This window comes from Propionispira arboris, from assembly GCF_900109225.1.
Classification (GTDB): Bacteria; Bacillota; Negativicutes; order Selenomonadales; family Selenomonadaceae; genus Propionispira; species Propionispira arboris.
Window position 1 is genome coordinate 87,483 of record NZ_FNZK01000011.1, and the last position, 17,951, is coordinate 105,433.

The 17,951-nt window shown below is 36.6% G+C and carries 27 protein-coding genes; all 27 read left to right on the plus strand.

The annotated features are described in order from the left end of the window. Positions 1–29 precede the first annotated feature (29 nt). The 27 genes from BMY14_RS20360 (at position 30) to BMY14_RS11795 (ending at position 17,908) form a co-directional block, all read left to right on the plus strand. A complete protein-coding gene (locus BMY14_RS20360) occupies positions 30–329 on the plus strand; it encodes a hypothetical protein (protein WP_143063166.1) in 300 nt (99 codons plus the stop codon). A 229-nt stretch (positions 330–558) separates the two neighbouring features. Continuing rightward, positions 559–1,317, plus strand: coding sequence for a rolling circle replication-associated protein (locus BMY14_RS11675; RefSeq protein WP_091831922.1), 759 nt, complete (start codon positions 559–561; stop codon positions 1,315–1,317). Positions 1,318–1,359: 42 nt separating this feature from the next. Then, entirely contained in the window at positions 1,360–1,563 is a 204-nt protein-coding gene (locus BMY14_RS11680; RefSeq protein WP_091831924.1) for a hypothetical protein, read from the plus strand. Beyond that, on the plus strand, positions 1,560–2,321 hold the full coding sequence (locus BMY14_RS11685; RefSeq protein ID WP_091831926.1) for a ParA family protein: 762 nt from the start codon (positions 1,560–1,562) through the stop codon (positions 2,319–2,321). Before BMY14_RS11680 ends, BMY14_RS11685 begins: the two co-directional genes overlap by 4 nt. Positions 2,322–2,357: 36 nt before the next feature. Beyond that, on the plus strand, positions 2,358–3,638 hold the full coding sequence (locus BMY14_RS11690) for a ParB/RepB/Spo0J family partition protein (protein ID WP_091831928.1): 1,281 nt from the start codon (positions 2,358–2,360) through the stop codon (positions 3,636–3,638). After that, a complete protein-coding gene (locus tag BMY14_RS20560) occupies positions 3,635–3,811 on the plus strand; it encodes a hypothetical protein (protein WP_177177574.1) in 177 nt (58 codons plus the stop codon). The genes BMY14_RS11690 and BMY14_RS20560 overlap by 4 nt, the downstream gene beginning before the upstream one ends. Positions 3,812–3,942: 131 nt before the next feature. Next, the gene (locus BMY14_RS11695) at positions 3,943–4,233 is read left to right on the plus strand and encodes a hypothetical protein (RefSeq protein WP_177177575.1); all 291 of its coding nucleotides are present in this window, start codon (positions 3,943–3,945) and stop codon (positions 4,231–4,233) included. Beyond that, the gene (locus BMY14_RS11700; RefSeq protein WP_091831932.1) at positions 4,230–4,427 is read left to right on the plus strand and encodes a hypothetical protein; all 198 of its coding nucleotides are present in this window, start codon (positions 4,230–4,232) and stop codon (positions 4,425–4,427) included. The genes BMY14_RS11695 and BMY14_RS11700 overlap by 4 nt, the downstream gene beginning before the upstream one ends. Beyond that, the gene (locus BMY14_RS11705) at positions 4,424–4,744 is read left to right on the plus strand and encodes a hypothetical protein (protein ID WP_091831934.1); all 321 of its coding nucleotides are present in this window, start codon (positions 4,424–4,426) and stop codon (positions 4,742–4,744) included. The genes BMY14_RS11700 and BMY14_RS11705 overlap by 4 nt, the downstream gene beginning before the upstream one ends. Before the next feature lie 16 nt (positions 4,745–4,760). Continuing rightward, positions 4,761–5,114: a hypothetical protein gene (locus BMY14_RS11710; protein ID WP_091831936.1), complete on the plus strand. Its 354-nt coding sequence runs from the start codon at positions 4,761–4,763 to the stop codon at positions 5,112–5,114. A 14-nt stretch (positions 5,115–5,128) separates the two neighbouring features. Continuing rightward, entirely contained in the window at positions 5,129–5,512 is a 384-nt protein-coding gene (locus BMY14_RS11715; protein ID WP_091831938.1) for a hypothetical protein, read from the plus strand. After that, positions 5,512–5,784 carry a hypothetical protein gene (locus BMY14_RS11720; RefSeq protein ID WP_091831940.1) on the plus strand — a complete coding sequence of 91 codons (273 nt, stop codon included), beginning with the start codon at positions 5,512–5,514 and terminating at the stop codon, positions 5,782–5,784. The genes BMY14_RS11715 and BMY14_RS11720 overlap by 1 nt, the downstream gene beginning before the upstream one ends. A 177-nt stretch (positions 5,785–5,961) precedes the next feature. Next, the gene (locus BMY14_RS11725) at positions 5,962–6,207 is read left to right on the plus strand and encodes a hypothetical protein (protein ID WP_143063167.1); all 246 of its coding nucleotides are present in this window, start codon (positions 5,962–5,964) and stop codon (positions 6,205–6,207) included. A gap of 55 nt (positions 6,208–6,262) precedes the next feature. After that, the gene (locus BMY14_RS11730; RefSeq protein ID WP_091831944.1) at positions 6,263–6,799 is read left to right on the plus strand and encodes a Holliday junction resolvase RecU; all 537 of its coding nucleotides are present in this window, start codon (positions 6,263–6,265) and stop codon (positions 6,797–6,799) included. A gap of 240 nt (positions 6,800–7,039) precedes the next feature. Further along, on the plus strand, positions 7,040–7,489 hold the full coding sequence (locus BMY14_RS11735) for a hypothetical protein (RefSeq protein WP_091831946.1): 450 nt from the start codon (positions 7,040–7,042) through the stop codon (positions 7,487–7,489). An 18-nt stretch (positions 7,490–7,507) separates the two neighbouring features. Further along, positions 7,508–8,266 carry a hypothetical protein gene (locus BMY14_RS11740; protein ID WP_091831948.1) on the plus strand — a complete coding sequence of 253 codons (759 nt, stop codon included), beginning with the start codon at positions 7,508–7,510 and terminating at the stop codon, positions 8,264–8,266. Positions 8,267–8,630: 364 nt separating this feature from the next. Beyond that, positions 8,631–9,653, plus strand: a complete 1,023-nt coding sequence (locus BMY14_RS11745; protein WP_091831949.1) for a DUF2971 domain-containing protein — start codon at positions 8,631–8,633, stop codon at positions 9,651–9,653. 190 nt (positions 9,654–9,843) lie between these two features. Then, on the plus strand, positions 9,844–10,680 hold the full coding sequence (locus BMY14_RS11750) for a terminase small subunit (RefSeq protein ID WP_091831951.1): 837 nt from the start codon (positions 9,844–9,846) through the stop codon (positions 10,678–10,680). Positions 10,681–10,684: 4 nt separating this feature from the next. Then, positions 10,685–11,356, plus strand: a complete 672-nt coding sequence (locus BMY14_RS11755) for an HNH endonuclease family protein (protein WP_091831953.1) — start codon at positions 10,685–10,687, stop codon at positions 11,354–11,356. Positions 11,357–11,480: 124 nt separating this feature from the next. Continuing rightward, positions 11,481–11,825, plus strand: a complete 345-nt coding sequence (locus tag BMY14_RS11760; RefSeq protein WP_218144898.1) for a hypothetical protein — start codon at positions 11,481–11,483, stop codon at positions 11,823–11,825. 45 nt (positions 11,826–11,870) lie between these two features. Next, the gene (locus BMY14_RS20565) at positions 11,871–12,014 is read left to right on the plus strand and encodes a hypothetical protein (protein ID WP_177177576.1); all 144 of its coding nucleotides are present in this window, start codon (positions 11,871–11,873) and stop codon (positions 12,012–12,014) included. 15 nt (positions 12,015–12,029) lie between these two features. Then, on the plus strand, positions 12,030–13,769 hold the full coding sequence (locus tag BMY14_RS11765) for a terminase large subunit (RefSeq protein ID WP_091831955.1): 1,740 nt from the start codon (positions 12,030–12,032) through the stop codon (positions 13,767–13,769). Between the two features lie 222 nt (positions 13,770–13,991). Next, on the plus strand, positions 13,992–15,251 hold the full coding sequence (locus tag BMY14_RS11775) for a phage portal protein (RefSeq protein ID WP_091831958.1): 1,260 nt from the start codon (positions 13,992–13,994) through the stop codon (positions 15,249–15,251). Continuing rightward, positions 15,248–15,907 carry an HK97 family phage prohead protease gene (locus BMY14_RS11780; protein ID WP_091831960.1) on the plus strand — a complete coding sequence of 220 codons (660 nt, stop codon included), beginning with the start codon at positions 15,248–15,250 and terminating at the stop codon, positions 15,905–15,907. The genes BMY14_RS11775 and BMY14_RS11780 overlap by 4 nt, the downstream gene beginning before the upstream one ends. Before the next feature lies 1 nt (position 15,908). After that, positions 15,909–17,186 (plus strand): phage major capsid protein, encoded by a 1,278-nt coding sequence (locus BMY14_RS11785; protein WP_091831962.1) that lies wholly within the window; start codon positions 15,909–15,911, stop codon positions 17,184–17,186. A gap of 81 nt (positions 17,187–17,267) precedes the next feature. Then, on the plus strand, positions 17,268–17,576 hold the full coding sequence (locus tag BMY14_RS11790) for a hypothetical protein (RefSeq protein ID WP_091831964.1): 309 nt from the start codon (positions 17,268–17,270) through the stop codon (positions 17,574–17,576). Continuing rightward, positions 17,573–17,908, plus strand: a complete 336-nt coding sequence (locus BMY14_RS11795) for a phage head closure protein (RefSeq protein ID WP_091831967.1) — start codon at positions 17,573–17,575, stop codon at positions 17,906–17,908. The genes BMY14_RS11790 and BMY14_RS11795 overlap by 4 nt, the downstream gene beginning before the upstream one ends. Positions 17,909–17,951: the final 43 nt, after the last annotated feature.

The window sequence follows — 17,951 nt, forward strand, 5'->3', positions numbered from 1 at the left end:
AAAACATATCTGCAAGGGGATGTATAAGTTTGGGTAAATATATATGCAGGTTAAAGAGCAGACCTCAAGAAGCGTTGACGAAATACAAATATGGTCGTCGACCGACAATGAAAAATCATTCGCAAATTGTAGTAAATGCACCGCTTTATAATAACCGACATTGCCTAATATGTGGAAGTTTAATCATGACGGGTGTTGTATGCCGCATGTATGAAGGGACGATTTGCATGAATCATTGTTTGGACTGTGAACATTTTCGCCGGATGTTTTGGCATTGTATGTTTTCAGCGCAAGAAAAAAGCAGCCTCCAAGAAAGAAGTTGCCATTAGACAATCCTATAAAGCAAAAACAGCAGCGCGTCTAACACTGCTGTTTTCATAGGCTGATTTCGAAATATTTACGTAATTATTATAGCACATTTTGCGTAAAAAGTCAGCCTGAAAAGAGCTTAAATAACTTGATAAAAGTATTAATCTATCGACACATATTATAAAAAAAGTATAGATAGATCAATACTTTACAAGATGGTAAAACAAAATTAAAAAGCAGGTTGACAATATGGGACGTTGGAGAAAGAAGATTAAAGCCGGAAACACATTTGAGATTTTCGAATATGCGTCTGGGAGAAAAGGGTTGAAAATTCCTGTAGCCCCAAAAAGCAATGAAACGAGTGAAAAACAAAAACGGCAAAATGACAAAAATGCTGAAAGTAAATGTCGGTGGTATATCAATCAAAACTTTAGAGCTGGAGATTGGTGGATATATTTGACCTATCCGGCAAAGATCAGACCGACAATAGAGAAAGCAAAAAACGATATAAGCAAATTTTTCCGCGGAATGAGAACAATTTATAAAAAAGCGGGAAAAGAACTGAAATACATCATGGCGGCAGGGATGGGGAAACGCGGAGCAGTCCATTTTCATTTAGTCATGAATTACATTGAAGCAGGAAAGATTGCAGAGGTTTGGAGAGCGATTGCAGGAACAAAAGAAACTCCATATCCAACAATGAATTTTAAGCCGATGGATACACGTATCAATCACGCAGATCTTGCGGCATATATTATCAAAAATACATTGGAAAGTTTTTATGATCCAGAGCGTCGTCTTTATGCCGATCGATTTTGCAAAAGCAGAAATTTAAAAAAACCAAAAATTACAGTAAAAAAAGTAAAAGCAAAAAGATGGAGAAAACCAAAGCCGCCAAAAGGGTATTACTTAGATAAGCGGTACACATACGAAGGATATACAGAAGATGGGTACCCGTACCGACACTATATTTTTATAAAAATCCATGGCGAAGAATATGAAACGTGAAAGCTGTTAAGACAAATTCGAAAATAAAAGGAGATATTTGCAATGAATGATGTGAAATTAGATTTACCACCAGAACCAGGAATTTATAAGGTTTTTCGTCGTGATCCAGTAACCAATGAGCGTGTTTATGTTGGTACGGCAGAGGTTGGTTTCGAAAACGTTCCATCGTCCCACAAGAAAAAACAAATTAAACAGTCTGAAAGTGCGAAGGTAATAGACTTATCTGCTAGGAGGCAAATGCTATGAAAATAATTGCTGTAATTAATCTTAAGGGCGGAGTTGCCAAAACTATCACGTCGGATAATATGGCGGATATTTTAGTCAGTGTCCATGGAAAACGAGTTTTGCTAATCGATAATGATAAGCAGGGAAACACAAGTAAATTCTTTGGCCTGCATGGCTATGACAAAAAGACAATATCAGACGTATTGCTTGATCCAAAATGCAATATTCGGGATGTGATAGAGCATACAAAATATAAAAACTTAGACCTTATCAGTGCAAATATGGACCTGATGATGGCAAATCAAAAGTTGATTTTAGATTCAACGCGGATACAGCAGATCATATTGCGTGAAAAACTAAAAGTTGTGAAAGATGATTATGATTTTGTAATTATCGATAACGCACCGGATATCAATATCGGTGTAATGAATGCCTTGGTCGCGGCAGACGAAGTCATTGTCCCGATAAAGATAGACCAGTTTGCTTTTGATGGTCTTGAGCAGCTAATAGAATACTTTGATTCAATTCGGGAAGGACTGAATCCTCAACTAACTTTCAGAGGGTGCCTTGTGACGCAGTACGCAAACAACAAGACGAATAAAGATGGTACGGAATGGTTGGCTAGTAAAGCCGAATATCCATTGTTTAAAACAGTCATACACCGCACGGTCAAAGTCGATGAAAGTACATTCTATCAAATGCCAATCATGAGACATTCAAGATATTGCCGTGCTTCACTAGATTATCAAGCCTTTGTCAAAGAATATCTGCAAAAATAATTGTGTTCAACTTGGACACAAAAAGGAGGGCGACACATGGCAAAGAAAAGTATTTTCGAAATGCTGAATCAGACCAGTAAACAAGCTATTACAGTAACGCAGGATAATATGGTAACTGCTATGAAAATGTTGGATATCAAAGACCTTGTGCCATCAAAAGAAAATTTTTATAGCACAGAAGAAATCGAAACACTAAAGGCAACCATTGAAATGTTTGGAGTCATGCAAAATATCCTGGTAACGAAAATACCGGACAGTAGTAAATATAGGATTCTTGCCGGACATCGTCGCTGTATGGCCATTAATCGGCTTGTAGAAGAAGGTAAAACGCAATTCCGCCAAGTTCCTTGCCTTATAAGGGAACAGGAAGAAAAAATAAGAGCGCGGCTACAACTGCTTTTTGCAAATGCAACCATGCGACAGCTCAGTGATTGGGAAAGAGTCGAACAGACCAGACAGCTAAAAGAAGTGCTGAAAGAATATAAAGATTTAGGAAATGCATTACCTGGGCGGCTCAGAGATTATATTGCCGGTGCATTGGATGTATCACCGACGACAGCAGGACGGTTAGAAAAAATAGATAAAAATTTGGTACCCGAACTAAAAGGCTCTCTAAAAAATGGAGATATTGCACTTACAACAGCAACAGAATTGGCGGGCATGTCGGCAGCCGATCAGAAAGCAGTGTATGAGCAAACAGGCGGTAAGGTAAAACTTTCCGATGTAAATAATAAAAATAATATACCTGAATTGCAAGAAAAAGTCGAACCAGTCGGAAAAATCGAAAGAGAAACTATGGTTTTACCAAAAAGCCATAAAACAAAAGCAGAAATAAGAATTGGTTACTACACAGACGGTAAATATAGATATGGCATAGATTGCCAAACGAGCACGTCGGGACATAGCTATATGCCATCAGAATATGGTGAAACATACAGCACGGTTGAAGAAGCACGGGCGGCTGCACTGCAAGAAATGGCTGACTGGAACGAAACACTGAAAAAATCGTTAATTTCGGGCGGGTATATAGCAAAACCAGCAAAAGAGAAAAAACAGGAATACCAAGAATCTGGGAGCCAATTGCCGGCGGATACAGAACACAGAATATACGCTGTAAAATCGACCATGGAACTATTGCAAAAACAAATTGAAAAGGTGGCTGCATTGAAACAAATTGACGAAAGTGGAGGAAACACCCAAGGAGTGGCAAATCGGGCGGCACAGATAGAATACTTAGGAGAGATATTAGGACGGGCACAAAACGATCTATTTGATTTAGTAGGACAGAATATTTTTGAGGGGTGCATGAATAAGTGAGATCAGGATATATGGCAGATACAACTGCATGGACGGCAATGAACAATATATGTCGTACACAGCGGGCGGGACGGCATCAAAAGGAACATAGGCGCAAAAAACAACGTAGAGAGCAGAAAATCATTGATTGGCAAAATCATCAGCCAACGATGGTGATACAGGGAGGCATTTAAAAAATGGAAAATAAAATGTTAGATATTGGCGGCGGAATCCATGATTTAATTGATGCACTTCTTTCAGCGGAAGGTGAGGACTGATGGAAAGAAAGCCACCAAGGGGCGTTACTCCCCATAACTTATGGAAAATGAACATTTTAACAGACAGAATGAACGATATTGCCAGGGCAACCAAAGAATACAATCACGCGGGAAAGAAATACCCAAAAGAATGGATTGATGAATGGAACGAATTGCGAAAAGAAAGAGAAGCCTTAGCAAGTAAAACGGCGGGAGGATGCAGTCTTATAACAATATATGGTGAACCAGGAGAAGAAAACGGAAAATGTGTAGGTTTTAGAAAATCAGATAAAAACGATGAACCAACTGACAAATGCATGGAATGTAGCAAAAACGTATTTTATGAAGGTGAAGAATGATGGAAATCACAAGTTCAGAAGCAAAACTTGCCGCGTCAATTATGAAAACTTGGTGTAGAGATCACAAGTGCGAAGATTGCTTTGTAAATTGCTTTGAGAAAAACTATAAACCGTGCAGTTTGCCGAGTGGTTGGGACGTTCCATATATCGGCGAAGAAAACTATGTAAAACCGAAAGTGGAGAAAAAATCATGACAAAATATGAACAGCTAACAGAAGATTTAAAAGAAGCTCATCAGAAATCAAAAGAAGCTGTAACCGGCGATGATGGAGGAACGGCAAATCTTGATAGTACATTTTTAACATTGCCGCGTTGGAATGAGAAGAAAACGATTAAAGCTATAAATGATGCAGGGTTATATTGCGGGAGCAAAATACATTGGATTGGAAACGGATATTTAATTAGCGTTGGCGGGGGGCAGGGAAACGATAGGGTGATAGCAAGAAATGCATTTTCAAAATACCTGAAGGAAAAAGGATACGATGTAATGCATTTTGATATGATCGATTAAGGATGTGAGTTGAAAAATGAAAGAAGTATTCGGGCTGACCATAGATACTGAAACGATTTATTCAGACGACAAATATATGATTGTACAGGAAATCATTGCAAATAACGGCTATGAGTATGATATGCAAAAAGCTTGCGAGGAAAGCAAAAAAATTTGGGGGAGCGGATATCAGGCACATGAACAGGCTTGCGATCGAGGCGATATTCAGAGGTTTTTTAATAAATATCCATCGTTTAAGAATATTTTGCAAAAGGTAGTTAATTGTGATGCTGGTAGATACTATAAAACAGGCAGAGAAATAGAAGGCATGACGGTATTCAAGAAGTGGATGTCTGACGAAGAATTTTACCGAATGCCAGAATATCAATAAAGGAGAAATGATGTATGTTTGATGAAACAGAACTTTGCAACGATATGCGCGATCAATTAACTCATGCAATGTTAAGAAAACATATTAATAATGGTAAATGTATTTGTGGTCGTAAAATGCGATGCTCGCAAAAATGCAATGATTATGATGAATATTGTTCAGAACGAGGGAACACTGCAACTGAAATAGCATTTAGAAGAATCTTTTGGAAATCTCGTGCTGAAGATTGGAAAAGAAGGGCTCCACGTTGGCGAATGATTTTGAAATGTTATAAGCGTGAGGCTATTTACCGCAGTAAGATATGTGTTTCTTGCCATCTTGAGGAGAACGAATATTGTTCAGTAAATGGAATTCAAAATGCAAGATGTAAACAACAACCCGTATGGAAGTGGCGATAATGGTTGATGAAAAAACATGGGAAGAATTCAAAGATAGTGGATTATTGTGGTGGGTAAATATGATTATTCATACCTTTGGCTGGGCCATCGTATATGAAAGTGGAATTGGAACGTTAAGCAGAGTTTATCCGGCAAGGGTAAACTATCGTGGATTTGATGAAAAATCAAATGATGAAGGGTATGAAAAAGTTAATAGGTATATGAAGGCCAACGCAGAGAATATTTTGGAGGACATGTTGATAGGTAATGAAAAGGATACTAAAAATAATTAAGTGGCTGAGATTCAGGGGGCAACCGCTTAAACATATCAAGAAGCGCAGCGGGCGGCGAATATGTGCTAGAAGCAAGCCAAAAAAACTTTGAACAATATTTTTATAGGCTGAACGGGGGTAAAAAAAATGTATTGGCCAGGACCTGATTGCAAATATTATGATGGGAAATGTGGACATATGGGAGAAGAACGGCATGAATGCAAACATCAAGAGCGAGAAACATTGGTGAAAATAAAAAAAGGACTCTTTTATAGGTTTATTAACTGGATATTTGGGACTAAAAAAAGAACATATTGTATTATGACACCATATGATGATAAAGATTATTGCAAGTTATACGAAGGACGAATAAGGATACCGCCTGGACCACCGCAACAAAATAAAATTGCTAAAAATATTAAAAAAATGGATTTAAAAAAATAGACGAAAAGGTTAGAGCACATACAGGATTAACAGATCAGAAATGGGGCGTTGAATAGTGAATAATGGTTTTATTATAAATGAGCGTTCATACCAAAATCGCATTAACAATGCACAAGGACACCTTATAGAGGGCGAAGTTATGCGCGGCTGCATGTATTATAAAGAACGGGGGTTTGCTGACATAGACAAAACACCAGAACCGTTTCGTGTTATAAAAAAAGGAACGCGAGGAATATTTACAGGCCAATTCACAAAAAGCAAAGCGCAACCAGATTTCAAGGGAACTATGAGGGGTGGCAAAACGATTGTCTTTGAAGTGAAAAGCACACAGGAAGATAATATTAAACAAAGTGTGTTATCGAAAAAGCAAAGTGCAACGTTAGAATCATATTACAATCTTGGAGCAATTGCCTTTGTACTGATAGCCATACAAGATGAATTTTTCACGGTACCATGGGATCTTTGGCGAGACATGAAAGAATATTTCGGGCGGAAGTACGTAAAAGCAAATGACTTAGAACGTTATCATGTGAAATACAGCTTGCGGGTTTGTTTTTTAGATAAAGTGTTTTTAATTAAAGTAAAAGAGTGATTTTGATTGATGGAGTGATGAACAATGGAGTTTAAAATAGCAATAAATCGTAAATTCAACCTAGGTCTACATTGGCAGAGAAAACGAAAAGGTATAGATGTCGGATGGTTATCTTTACAAATAAAAATTGGTCAATACATACCGCTGCGTAATACTGAGCGGGGTATATATAAATATAAGTAAAATAAAAGGGCGGCGAAAGTCGTCCTCTTAGTGCGTTTTAGATGGGGTGAAAGAAGAATGATGAAATTAAATCAAAAATATATAGAAAAAATATTTTACAATTATGATAAAATAAGGCAGGCAGTGTATGAAGCAAGAAATGATTTAGGAAGTATTAAAGCTGGAGGAAACAGCAGTGGTCATGCTTTCGTGAGTGATCCAACAGCTATTGCTGCATTAAGAAATTCAATGGAACTTCGAAAAGTTGTTATTGATATGGGTAAGAATCAAGACTCACTAGTCGTTTCTAATCCAGAGAAGTGGATGAAGGTTGTGGATTATACATATGCGTATTTCAAAGGGAAAACAACGATGGATGTTCTTCAAGATCGTTTTTCTGGGGAAAGTTATGGTGAGACTTGCAATAAATTGAATATCAGTCGCAATATTTATTATTGCTATTTACAGGAAGGAATGCATTATGCACAGCTCTGTGCGGTCGGTTTGCAACTTATGGCACTGTTTTAAATAAGGAGGATAAGATATATGAAGAAAGGTTTAATTATTATATCTATAATAGTATTGTTTTTGTTTTTGCTTTTCGAGTATTACTTAAAATATATTTTAAATTACCAAGATGTTGATTATCTAATAAAAGCGTTAGCTGGTTTTGGTGCTATTGGTACAGCTTGGGGCGTTTATTGGAAGTGGAATGATGAAAAAACTAGACAACTTTATGAACGAAGATTGCAAGAAGTGTATGCACCATTATGTAAAATAATTATCAATCAAGAGGAATATAGGGCTGTCATGGTACCAGATGCAGATAGAGAAAAATACCCTGTTTTGAATATTACAACTAAAAGAATTGAAACAAAGTTTGAATTTAAAGATACAGTATGTAAAGAAACAACTTCAGTAATTGATTTGGGACCAGGTGTGGTTAATAATAAAGATTTTTTTAAGGTTCTTGAAAAATCCAATTATGGATTGGCTCGACCCGGTTTGTTAATATTAATTGCAAGATATGCTTTGATTATTGGAATTTATGAAGACTTTAAAGATAAATTAAGTAGAAGATTTCCGAAGTATGATGATCCGGCTACTCTTACTCCTGAAGATAAAGTAGAAATTAATAAATCTCCAGAAGGAGTTGACTTATTAAAAGTTGTAAAAAGACGTTGCCAAGTGGAAAGATCGTTAGTGACAGAAATTATTAACGGATATAATAAGACAGTAAAAAGATTAGGGTTAGATGATCAGAAAATAGATTTAGACGAAGAAACTTTTTTGGGAAAAAACTAGATAAAATATATGTTATATTAAGAGAAATTGAAGAATCACACATAAGCTGCTAGCAATTGCTGGTGGCTTTTTCTACGTGCTTTCTAAATAATAAAAACTGTAAATTCGATAATGAGCAAACTTACATGGGAAAAATATTATTCTCTATAGATTGACTATGAGTCACTTTTCGAAAACTATATATAAAGATATGTAAGTAAGCCATTAGTAGTAAAGAAAGCCCTTAAGATATATAATATATATCTTAAGGGGGGGAAGTTATGAAACGGTTAACAAATAAAAGTTGTTTTTTGTATAAATATTCTAGTTGGGAAGGTGACCAACACGTAAAGAATAACATTCAAAAAAATTTTTAAGATTTAATGTGGTTGAGAATTTTAATGATCCATTTGATATTTTCCCTAATTATCAAATAGATAATGAACAGGTTGGATATATCGAGGAACTTGCAGGAGTCAATCCAACGGGGCTTTCTTCCAGTGATATAAAACAATTAGCATTTCTTCATGATCGAAAGCATGGAAATAGTTATGGAATAACATGTTTTTCAAAAACACCTAAGGATATTTTAATGTGGGCACATTATGGGGATAAACATAAAGGCATTTCTTTAGAATTTAAGGTTAGACAACCTTTGGAAAAATTTTTTTTCGGGATTTATCCGAATATAAAACAACCTTATCAATCTAAATTGATAGAAATTAAATATGAAGAAGATAGACCTGTTTTTAGATTTTCAAAAGAACCTATTGTGGCTCGAAAACAAATAGAGGATATATTAAAAACAAAATCTAAAGTTTGGGAAAATGAAGATGAAGTTAGAATTATGGTTCGACCTGGCGGGGAAAATATTGAAAAAGATACTTTTCCAAGGAATATTTTTTATCGAACAAGAGTTTTGACAAAGATTTTTTTAGGCGCAAAGATGTCATTTGAAAGTTATACAGATTTTTTTTCATTTTATAAGCATCAAGGGTTAAAGTGTCATATTGAGATTATGCAATTAGCAGAGAACTTATATATTTTAAATAGTAAAGCAATTAATAAAAAGTGTGCAAACATACTATACAAAAATATTATATATGCCAGGGATAATATTCCAAAGCAAAATGTAATTAGGGCGGCATATTACATATATGGTGAAAAAAGTGACAAGAATAAACTTGATATAACAAAGTTTAAATATTATTGGAGGAGCATAATAAACAAAATAACAATGCACGAAATGGAATATTTCCCATTTTTTCTTTCGGGGGAATTTACTGAATTAATATATAATGTTCCTAACTCTAACAAAAATACAGTAGAAATTTCATGCTTTCTAGATTATATGTTACAAGCAATAGAAGTTGAAAAGAATAAAGATCGGGAATTCTTGTCAGATTAATAATCAGACAGATATCAATCATGAGCTAGTTATTCATATGAGCAGAAACAAAATATTGAAATGATAAACCATTGGTACCTATGTACTGGTGGTTTTTTTATATTGACGGCTAATTTCGCGTGGCGGTGGTATATACATGAAATAAACTTAGAGTATTTAAATATTTGACGGGCGGGTGGTGTTGATGTAGATGCCAAGAGCTAGGAGTCCAGACCGTGACAAAGCTTTTGAACTTTGGAAAAAGCATAAAGGTAAGATCAAAATTAAAGAAATTGCCGAACAATTGGGCGTGTCGAAAAACTTAATCAGTAAGTGGAAAAATCTCGACAAATGGGAAGAAAACCTTACCAAATCGAATGGTAAGAAAATCAATAAAAATCTTACCATTCAAAGTCCTGAATTGACAGAAAAGAAAAAGCTGAATAAGGCTCTTTTTTCTGAGGTCGAAGAAAATGAGGCATTAAATGAGAAACAAAAACTTTTTTGCTTATTTTTTGTCAATAATCATAATGCCACACAGGCCTATTTACGAGCGTATACATGTACCTATACAACAGCCATGGTGAATGGCTTTAAATTGCTAAGAAATACTAAGATAAAAATAGAAATTAATATTCTGAAAAAAATAAAAAATGAAAGCATTATGTTAGAGCCGGAAGATCTTGTCGAAAAGTATATGCAAATTGCCTTTGCAAATATGACGGACTTCACAAATTTTGGGGTTCGAAAGATACCAATATTGGATAAGGACAACAAATGGGTGACTGATAACAATGGTACATTGATGTTCTATGAACAAGACTATGTTAATTTCAAGAGCGATGATCAGGTCGATGGTGGTTTGATAAAAGAAATAAGTATTGGTAAGAATGGCATCAGGGTTAAGCTTGAAGACCGTATGAAAGCGATGCAGTGGCTATCTGATTACTTTAATATGAATCCAATGAGCAAACATAAAAAGGATTATGATGAAGCTATTTTGGATATTCGTAAACAAGAATTAAAAATCAAGCAAGAAGATTGGTGATACTATGGCGCAGGATTTCGCCAAACAATTCTATTCAACAAAAGAGTGGATACGTTTACGATTTAATTTAATTCAAGAACGCGGGCCAATATGCCAGCATTGTAAAAAAATTATGATTGATACATCAAAGTTAATTGGTCATCATAAAGTACATTTAACACCGCAAAATATTCATGACGTCAATATAACATTGAATCCTGAAAAGATAGAACTTATCTGCACAGAGTGCCATAGCAAAGAGCCGGGGCACTTTGCTGGCAGTAGGAAACACGAAGTCTATATTGTTTATGGAGCACCGTGCAGTGGGAAAACGAGTATGGTAAATCAATTGGCAGTACGTGGCGATCTGATTTTAGATTTAGATAAAATATTTGAATGTATTAGTGGTATGCCGCTGTATGATAAGCCGGATAATCTGAGATTCAATGTATTTGCATTGCGCGACAAAATAATTGATATGGTGAAAACTCGTTATGGTAAGTGGCACAACGCTTATATTGTCGGTGGGTATCCTGCCAAAGTTGAGAGAGAACGTTTAGCAAAAGAGTTGGGTGCAGAATTGATTTATTGTGAAAGTACAAAGGAAGAATGCTATTCACATGCTATTTCTTGTGATGCAAAAAGTACAGAATGGCAGCAATGGATTGATAAATGGTGGAATGCTTATGAAGCTTGAAATAAGCCTGTATTTATTGCCATTACAGCCCCCCGTATTGAGAACTTTTAACCGGAAATGCCAGACCGATTGCTACCCAACATTTTAACACATGAGGCAATTTTGACTTTTTTTAGCGGCGATTTTGAAAGAAAAAGGTAAATGGGGTGATCTTATCGATAGTAAAGAAGAATATAGGCGAATTAAGGCTTTGTTTGAGGGAGCAGATGAAAAACAGCTTTCGCTTATTGATGGGGCTATTTGGGAGGCTGCACGCTTGCGCGTTGAACTGAATCGCCTTAATGAAATAATTAAACAGACAGGACTACTTAAAATAAACATAGCCAATCCTGTGCAACAGAAAGAATTGCCTATAAGTAAGCTGATTGTTCGAGTTAGAGCCAATTATTTAAACTATATCGCCAAATTGTCCAATATTCTTGGCAAAAATATTGATGATGATGACGATGGTCTGGAAGATTACGAATAAGAATGACTTCAAATTTTTTAATTTTATAAAAAGGACGTGTTATTTATGATTCGATTTCGGTGTATTAATTGTTATGATGAATTCGAGACAGAAAGTGAAGATGCAAAGTGCCCGACCTGTGGTGCACAAAAAAGCAAGTTTGAGATTGGCAGAACAGAACCAGAAGCCAAGGACAAAGCAAAAGAATAGAAACAGGGATAGCATATGGAACTGCAAGAGCTAATTGAGAAATACCCTGATTCAAATCTAATGGCATATATAAAAGCCTGTAAATCCGGTGAAATTACAATAGGAAAAGAACTAATGCTGCAACTGGATTTAATCATGGATGATTTTAACAATGAAGATATCACCGTTGATTTTTCTGATGCAGATAAACGTATTCGCTTTATAGAAAAAGAATGTAAACATAGTGAGGCACCACATGCGGGTAAACCTTTTATACTTGAACTATTTCAGAAAGCTTTTGTTGAAGCTATTTACGCATTTAAGATCTATGACGAAGAAGTTGGCCGGCTGGTACGCAAATATAACGAGATATTATTTTTAGTATCTAGAAAAAATGGAAAAACGCCACTTATCAGTGCCTTGTGTCTTGCAGAATTTTTTAGCGGCGACCTTGGCACTAAAATTTTATGCAGCAGTAATGATTATGATCAGGCAGATTTAGCTTTTCAAGCCATTGATGCAATGCGGGAGCAAAGCAAAAAGCTAGAGAAATGCACACGTAAAAACATCAAGGGTATTTATTTTGGCAACCCACGGCATGTAAAGAAAAAAGGCAAATTTAGTTATGCCAATAAAGGAAATATCCGTAAAATATCAGCCAAGACAGGTGCAAAAGAAGGTAAGAATATTCGTGTGGGAATGTCGGATGAAATACATGAAATGAAGGATGATGCCGCCGTAATGCCGATTCGCCAAGCACTGTCAACACAGGACGATCCAATATATTTTGAACTGACTACAGAGGGATTTGTGAATGATGGCTATTTAGACCATAGATTGCATGATGCCAGAATGGTTCTAAAAGGTGAATTAGATCGACCAAGATGGCTCATATGGCTGTATACACAAGATAGTGAAACGGAAGTATGGCAAGATAAAGAATCTTGGGTTAAGAGTAATCCGGGCATTGGGATTATCAAAAAGAAATCATTTTTGGCGGGAATGATTGATGAAGCAAAAACAAATATGCAGACCAGGGCTTTTGTTTTGTCAAAAGATTTTAACCTGAAGCAGAATAATTCAAATGCAGCATTTTCACCGGAACTTTACACTTGTTCGGAAACGTTTGATCCTTCCGTATTGCAGGGATGTATGGCAATAGGTGGTGTGGATTTGGCAATGTCGATTGATTTAGCGTCGGCGCGTCTTATGGTCATGAGGCCAAATGACCGCAAAAAATATTTTATTCAGCAATACTTTATTCCTGAAGACAAATTGAGCGCAAAGGATGATGGCAAAGATTATAAAGAATGGTCAAGACAAGGATTAATTACAGTTTCACCGGGGGCGGCGAATGATTTTGATAAAATAACAGATTGGTTTGTAAATACGGTAAATCAATACAGCCTTCGAGTTTTCAAAATTGGGTATGATGATGCTTTGGCCAAATACTGGCTAAAATCAATGTCTGAAATATTTGATGATGTTGATCAAGTTTGTATGACGCGAATTGCACAAAAAAGAGAAGTTTTATCAGCACCCTTTAGTTTACTGGAATCCGATCTGAGAAATAAACTCATTGTTACAAATAACAATCCAATTGATGAATGGTGTCTTAGTAATCTGGCGATTGATATGGATAAGCGAGGTCTTATTTTGCCATGTAAAGCGGGTGGGAAAGCAGAGAAAAAAATTGATGGAGCTGCAACGATCATCAACTGCGAAGCGGTTTACTTGCAGAATAGTTCAGAATTTAATGCATATGTGAATAGTTAGAAGGTGAATCATGAAAATATTACTTAGAAAATTTATCGATCATATAGTCTTAATTCTGAAAAAATGCATAGACGCCATACTCTTATTATTGGGTATGGCGTTTATTAATATCGGTGTATTTTTAGTAAATATACCGGCTGGTTTTATATCGATAGGAATATGTTTCGTATTATTAGCGTTTATCGTAGCAAAAAAGTATGCAGCATAAGGGGGTGATCATATTTGCTACTAGATGGATTATTCAAAAAAGGACCATCGCAAGCAACACAGGCGAGTCTGCTAAACAATACGGTGCCGATTTTTTCACAATATGGAAGAAATATCTACGCAAGTGACATTGTTCAAACCTGTATAGATTGTATAGCGTCGGAAATGTCTAAATTACAGCCAAGGCATATTCGGTGTGATCCAAATACCGGAAAACTTTTAACACCGGCAAGTAACATGCTCAATAACCTTTTGAAAAGGATGCCAAATCCCCTCATGATAACGAGAGATTTTATTGAAAAAACAATTTGGACATTATATCTAAACAGTAATACTTGGATCTATCCAGCGTATGACGTTGTGACAAATTCTAAGGGGATTTCTAGTCGAAATTACACTGCGATATGGCCGCTTAATCCGATGCAGACGGAATGGTTAGAAGATGCAAGCGGATCAATCTTTATTCGAATGACGTTTCGAGGTGGGAAACAAACAACACTTCCTTACGAAGATTTGATTCATTTACGGAAAAAGTTTTCGGTTAATGATGTAATGGGCGGCGGTGAAAGCGGAACCGTTGATAATGCCGCACTGTTAAAAGTACTTTCGATTAACGAGACCGTACTTACAGGAACCGCCAACAGCGTCACATTAAGTCAAGGCATTCGCGGAATACTCAAAGTAAACACAACCATCGACGATAAAATGAAAGCAGCAGAACGAGCGGCTTTTATGAAATCTGTAGCAGATGGATCAGGCGTTGCAGTCATGGATTTTAAAGGAGATTTTACCCCTGTGAATTTTGCCAGTAAAACAATTGATAGTGAGACAATGAAATTTATTGATAGCAAAATACTCAGATGGTTTGGTGTAAGTGTGCCAATTCTGGATGGTACCTATACCGACGCTGAATATGCAGCATTTTACAATAAAACATTAGAACCTATCATAATATCTTTAAATCAAGCATTTACGACGGTATTATTTTCACCATTTGAGATAGCAAACGGCAATGAGGTTCGTTTTTATCAAAATGCCTTGGAATTGACAGATATAAAAAATAAAATGTTGATTTGTGATACTTTAGGCAACCGTGGGGCTATGTCAAACAATGATTTATTAGCACTTTTTGGCTTACCGCCCATTGAAAATGGTGACGTTTATTATACGTCGCTAAATTACATCAATGTTGCAATTGCAGACCAATATCAACTTGCCCGCGCAGGTATTCAAAGTCAAAAACCTACAGCGGCAGAAGAAGGGGGAAACAAATGAGGAAGGAACTTAAAGAAGGCTCTGAAATAAGGTCTTTTGCTATGCCTGATTTACAAGCAGATGAAGCCGGTACTACCGTTCAAGGTCATGCGGCTGTATTTGACCAGCAGACAGATATGTTTTGGTATACAGAAACAATAGCACGGGGTGCTTTTGATCAGACTGATTTTAAAGATGTTTTGATGACAATTAACCATGATTTGGATGGAATCCCTTTGGCTAGGAGTCGTAATAATAATTCTAGCTCAACACTTCAACTGCAAGTTGATGAGCAGGGACTCGATACAAGAGCAGTACTTGATGTTGAAAATAATACAGAGGCAAAAGCACTTTATAGCGCTGTTAAAAGGGGCGATATGAGTGCGATGAGTTTCATTTTCAAAGTTAAGGAAGATGAGTGGACCAATTTGGATTCAGATATGCCGCACAGGACAATTAAATCCATTGCAAAAGTATTTGAAGTATCGGCGGTATCATTTCCCGCTTATGCAGGGACTGACATAAATGCTCGTAGTAGCAATACATTGGATAATGCAAAACGTGCACTGGACAGCGCACGTGCGAAAGAACTGGAGAGTTCAAATGAGCAGCGAAATCAAGCAGAATTAGTCAAAGAACTGAGAAAAAATATTAAATTAAAGGTGGGAACTATATAACATGGATAAGAAAAAATTACTGGAATTAATCGCAAAAAAAGAGGCGCGTAAAGCTGCCTTGGACACAAAATCAAGCACATGCGAGGATGTAACAGAACTTCGCAGTATGAATAATGAACTAACGGATTTAAATGGTGAAATTGCCGAATTACGCAGTATTATAGCGACCATTGAAGATCCACCGCAACCTGGTACTGAGCCAGAAAAACGTGGAAGCACACAACAGCCTGTGGGGGGCTTTAAACCATTAGGAACATTTAATGTGACGCCATCATCAGAACAACGTGGAATTGACAAAGTTTTAGCGATGTCGGTTAGCTCGGAAGAAGAAAAGGCAGAAATGAGATCTGCTTTATTTGCATGTGAAGAATATCGTTCGGGGTATCTTAAAAATTTGGCAGGTAAAGGTCTAAATGATGTGGAAAAACGTGCGTTAAGCACGGCGGCTGGATCAGGCGGAGCGGCAGTGCCAACGACAACGTATGATCTCATATTGAAAAGATTAACGCAAACATCGGCTATTTTTGGTCTTATCAAAAAATCCTATATTCCGGGAAATGTTGCTTTACCGGTAGCTGATCCGCAAGTTGCGGCAGGCTGGACGGATTCTGCACCTGCTGCATTGATGTCGGGAACTACAGAGGACGATACAATTGGATCTGTAACGCTTGGCGCTTTCCCACTTTCAAAATTTGCAGCGGTAAAAGGACAGCTGCTTATTATGGCTATTGATGCATTTGAAACATATATTGTTTCTGCAATTGCTGATCAGCTGGCGATTGCGCTGGAAAATTCTATTCTCAATGGTACTGGTTTGAATCAACCGAGTGGAATATTGACAGGAGTAACGTGGAATACTAAAAATTCTTTAACATTTGCTAAGTCTGGGCTTGGATATGATGATCTTGTCGATACACGTGCATTACTTGGGTTGTACCGGAGCAATGCAGTCTGGATTGTGAATAATAATACCGAAGCACAATTATTTAAAATTAAAACGACACAAGGACAGCCACTATTTACCCAGAATCCTATTACGGGATTGATTAGCAATCCGTTAGGAATTCCATATATTGTGGATTATTATTTACCAGATGACACGATCTTATGTGCAAATTTAGATTACTACTACATGAACATTAATCAAAACCCTATTATTACGGCAGATGATAGTGCAGGTTTCTTATCTACATCAAGAATTTACAGGGGAACCATGTTCTTAGATGCTAAACCGGCACTGAATCAGGCATTTGTAAAACTTACAAAATCATCCACCTAATAAATAAAAAAGAAAAGTCTTCCTCATCGATATCGGTGGAGAAGGCTTTTCTTATATTTATAAAGTTTAGGAGGCGGAATCTTGATTTTAACTGAAATGAATGCGGCAAATGCTCTCAACTATATTGATCCGGCAGATATGCCAGAAAAAGTTGTAACAATTTATCTGCCGGCAATTGATAACTATCTTACAAATGCCACCGGAAAAGATTGGGGGATTCTGACTGATACGTATACCGCCATTGATCCGTTAGCTGTCATGATAGCCAGTGTAATTTTAGTTACGTGGTTTGAAGATCCTAGCCAAATGGGAAAAGTTAGTAATAATGGACTGTTAGCCATGATTGGTCAACTGCATTCCAAATATATGGTAGAGAGTGCAACACTATGATGGTTGAAAAGAAAAAGTTTAAAATAACATTGCAAAAACCTGACTTGATTAATGATGGCAGCGGTGGACGAAAACCAAAACCCGGTGGTGATGGCTGGGCTACCGTTACGCAAGTATGGGCGAACATAAAGACATCACAAAAAGCATCACTACTAAACAAGACAGGCACTATTGTGTCGGATGTTACCGCTAATATTTATATATGGACTAGGACAGATATAGTTGATGGTTGGCGTATACGATATAAAGAAAAAATTTATAAGGTAAATCACACATATGACTTGAATGATTTGGAAATGGTGCTTATATGCAGGGAGGACACGAAATCATGAGTGGTTTTAGGAAGATTTGCTGAGTGTGAAAGGAATTAGAAAT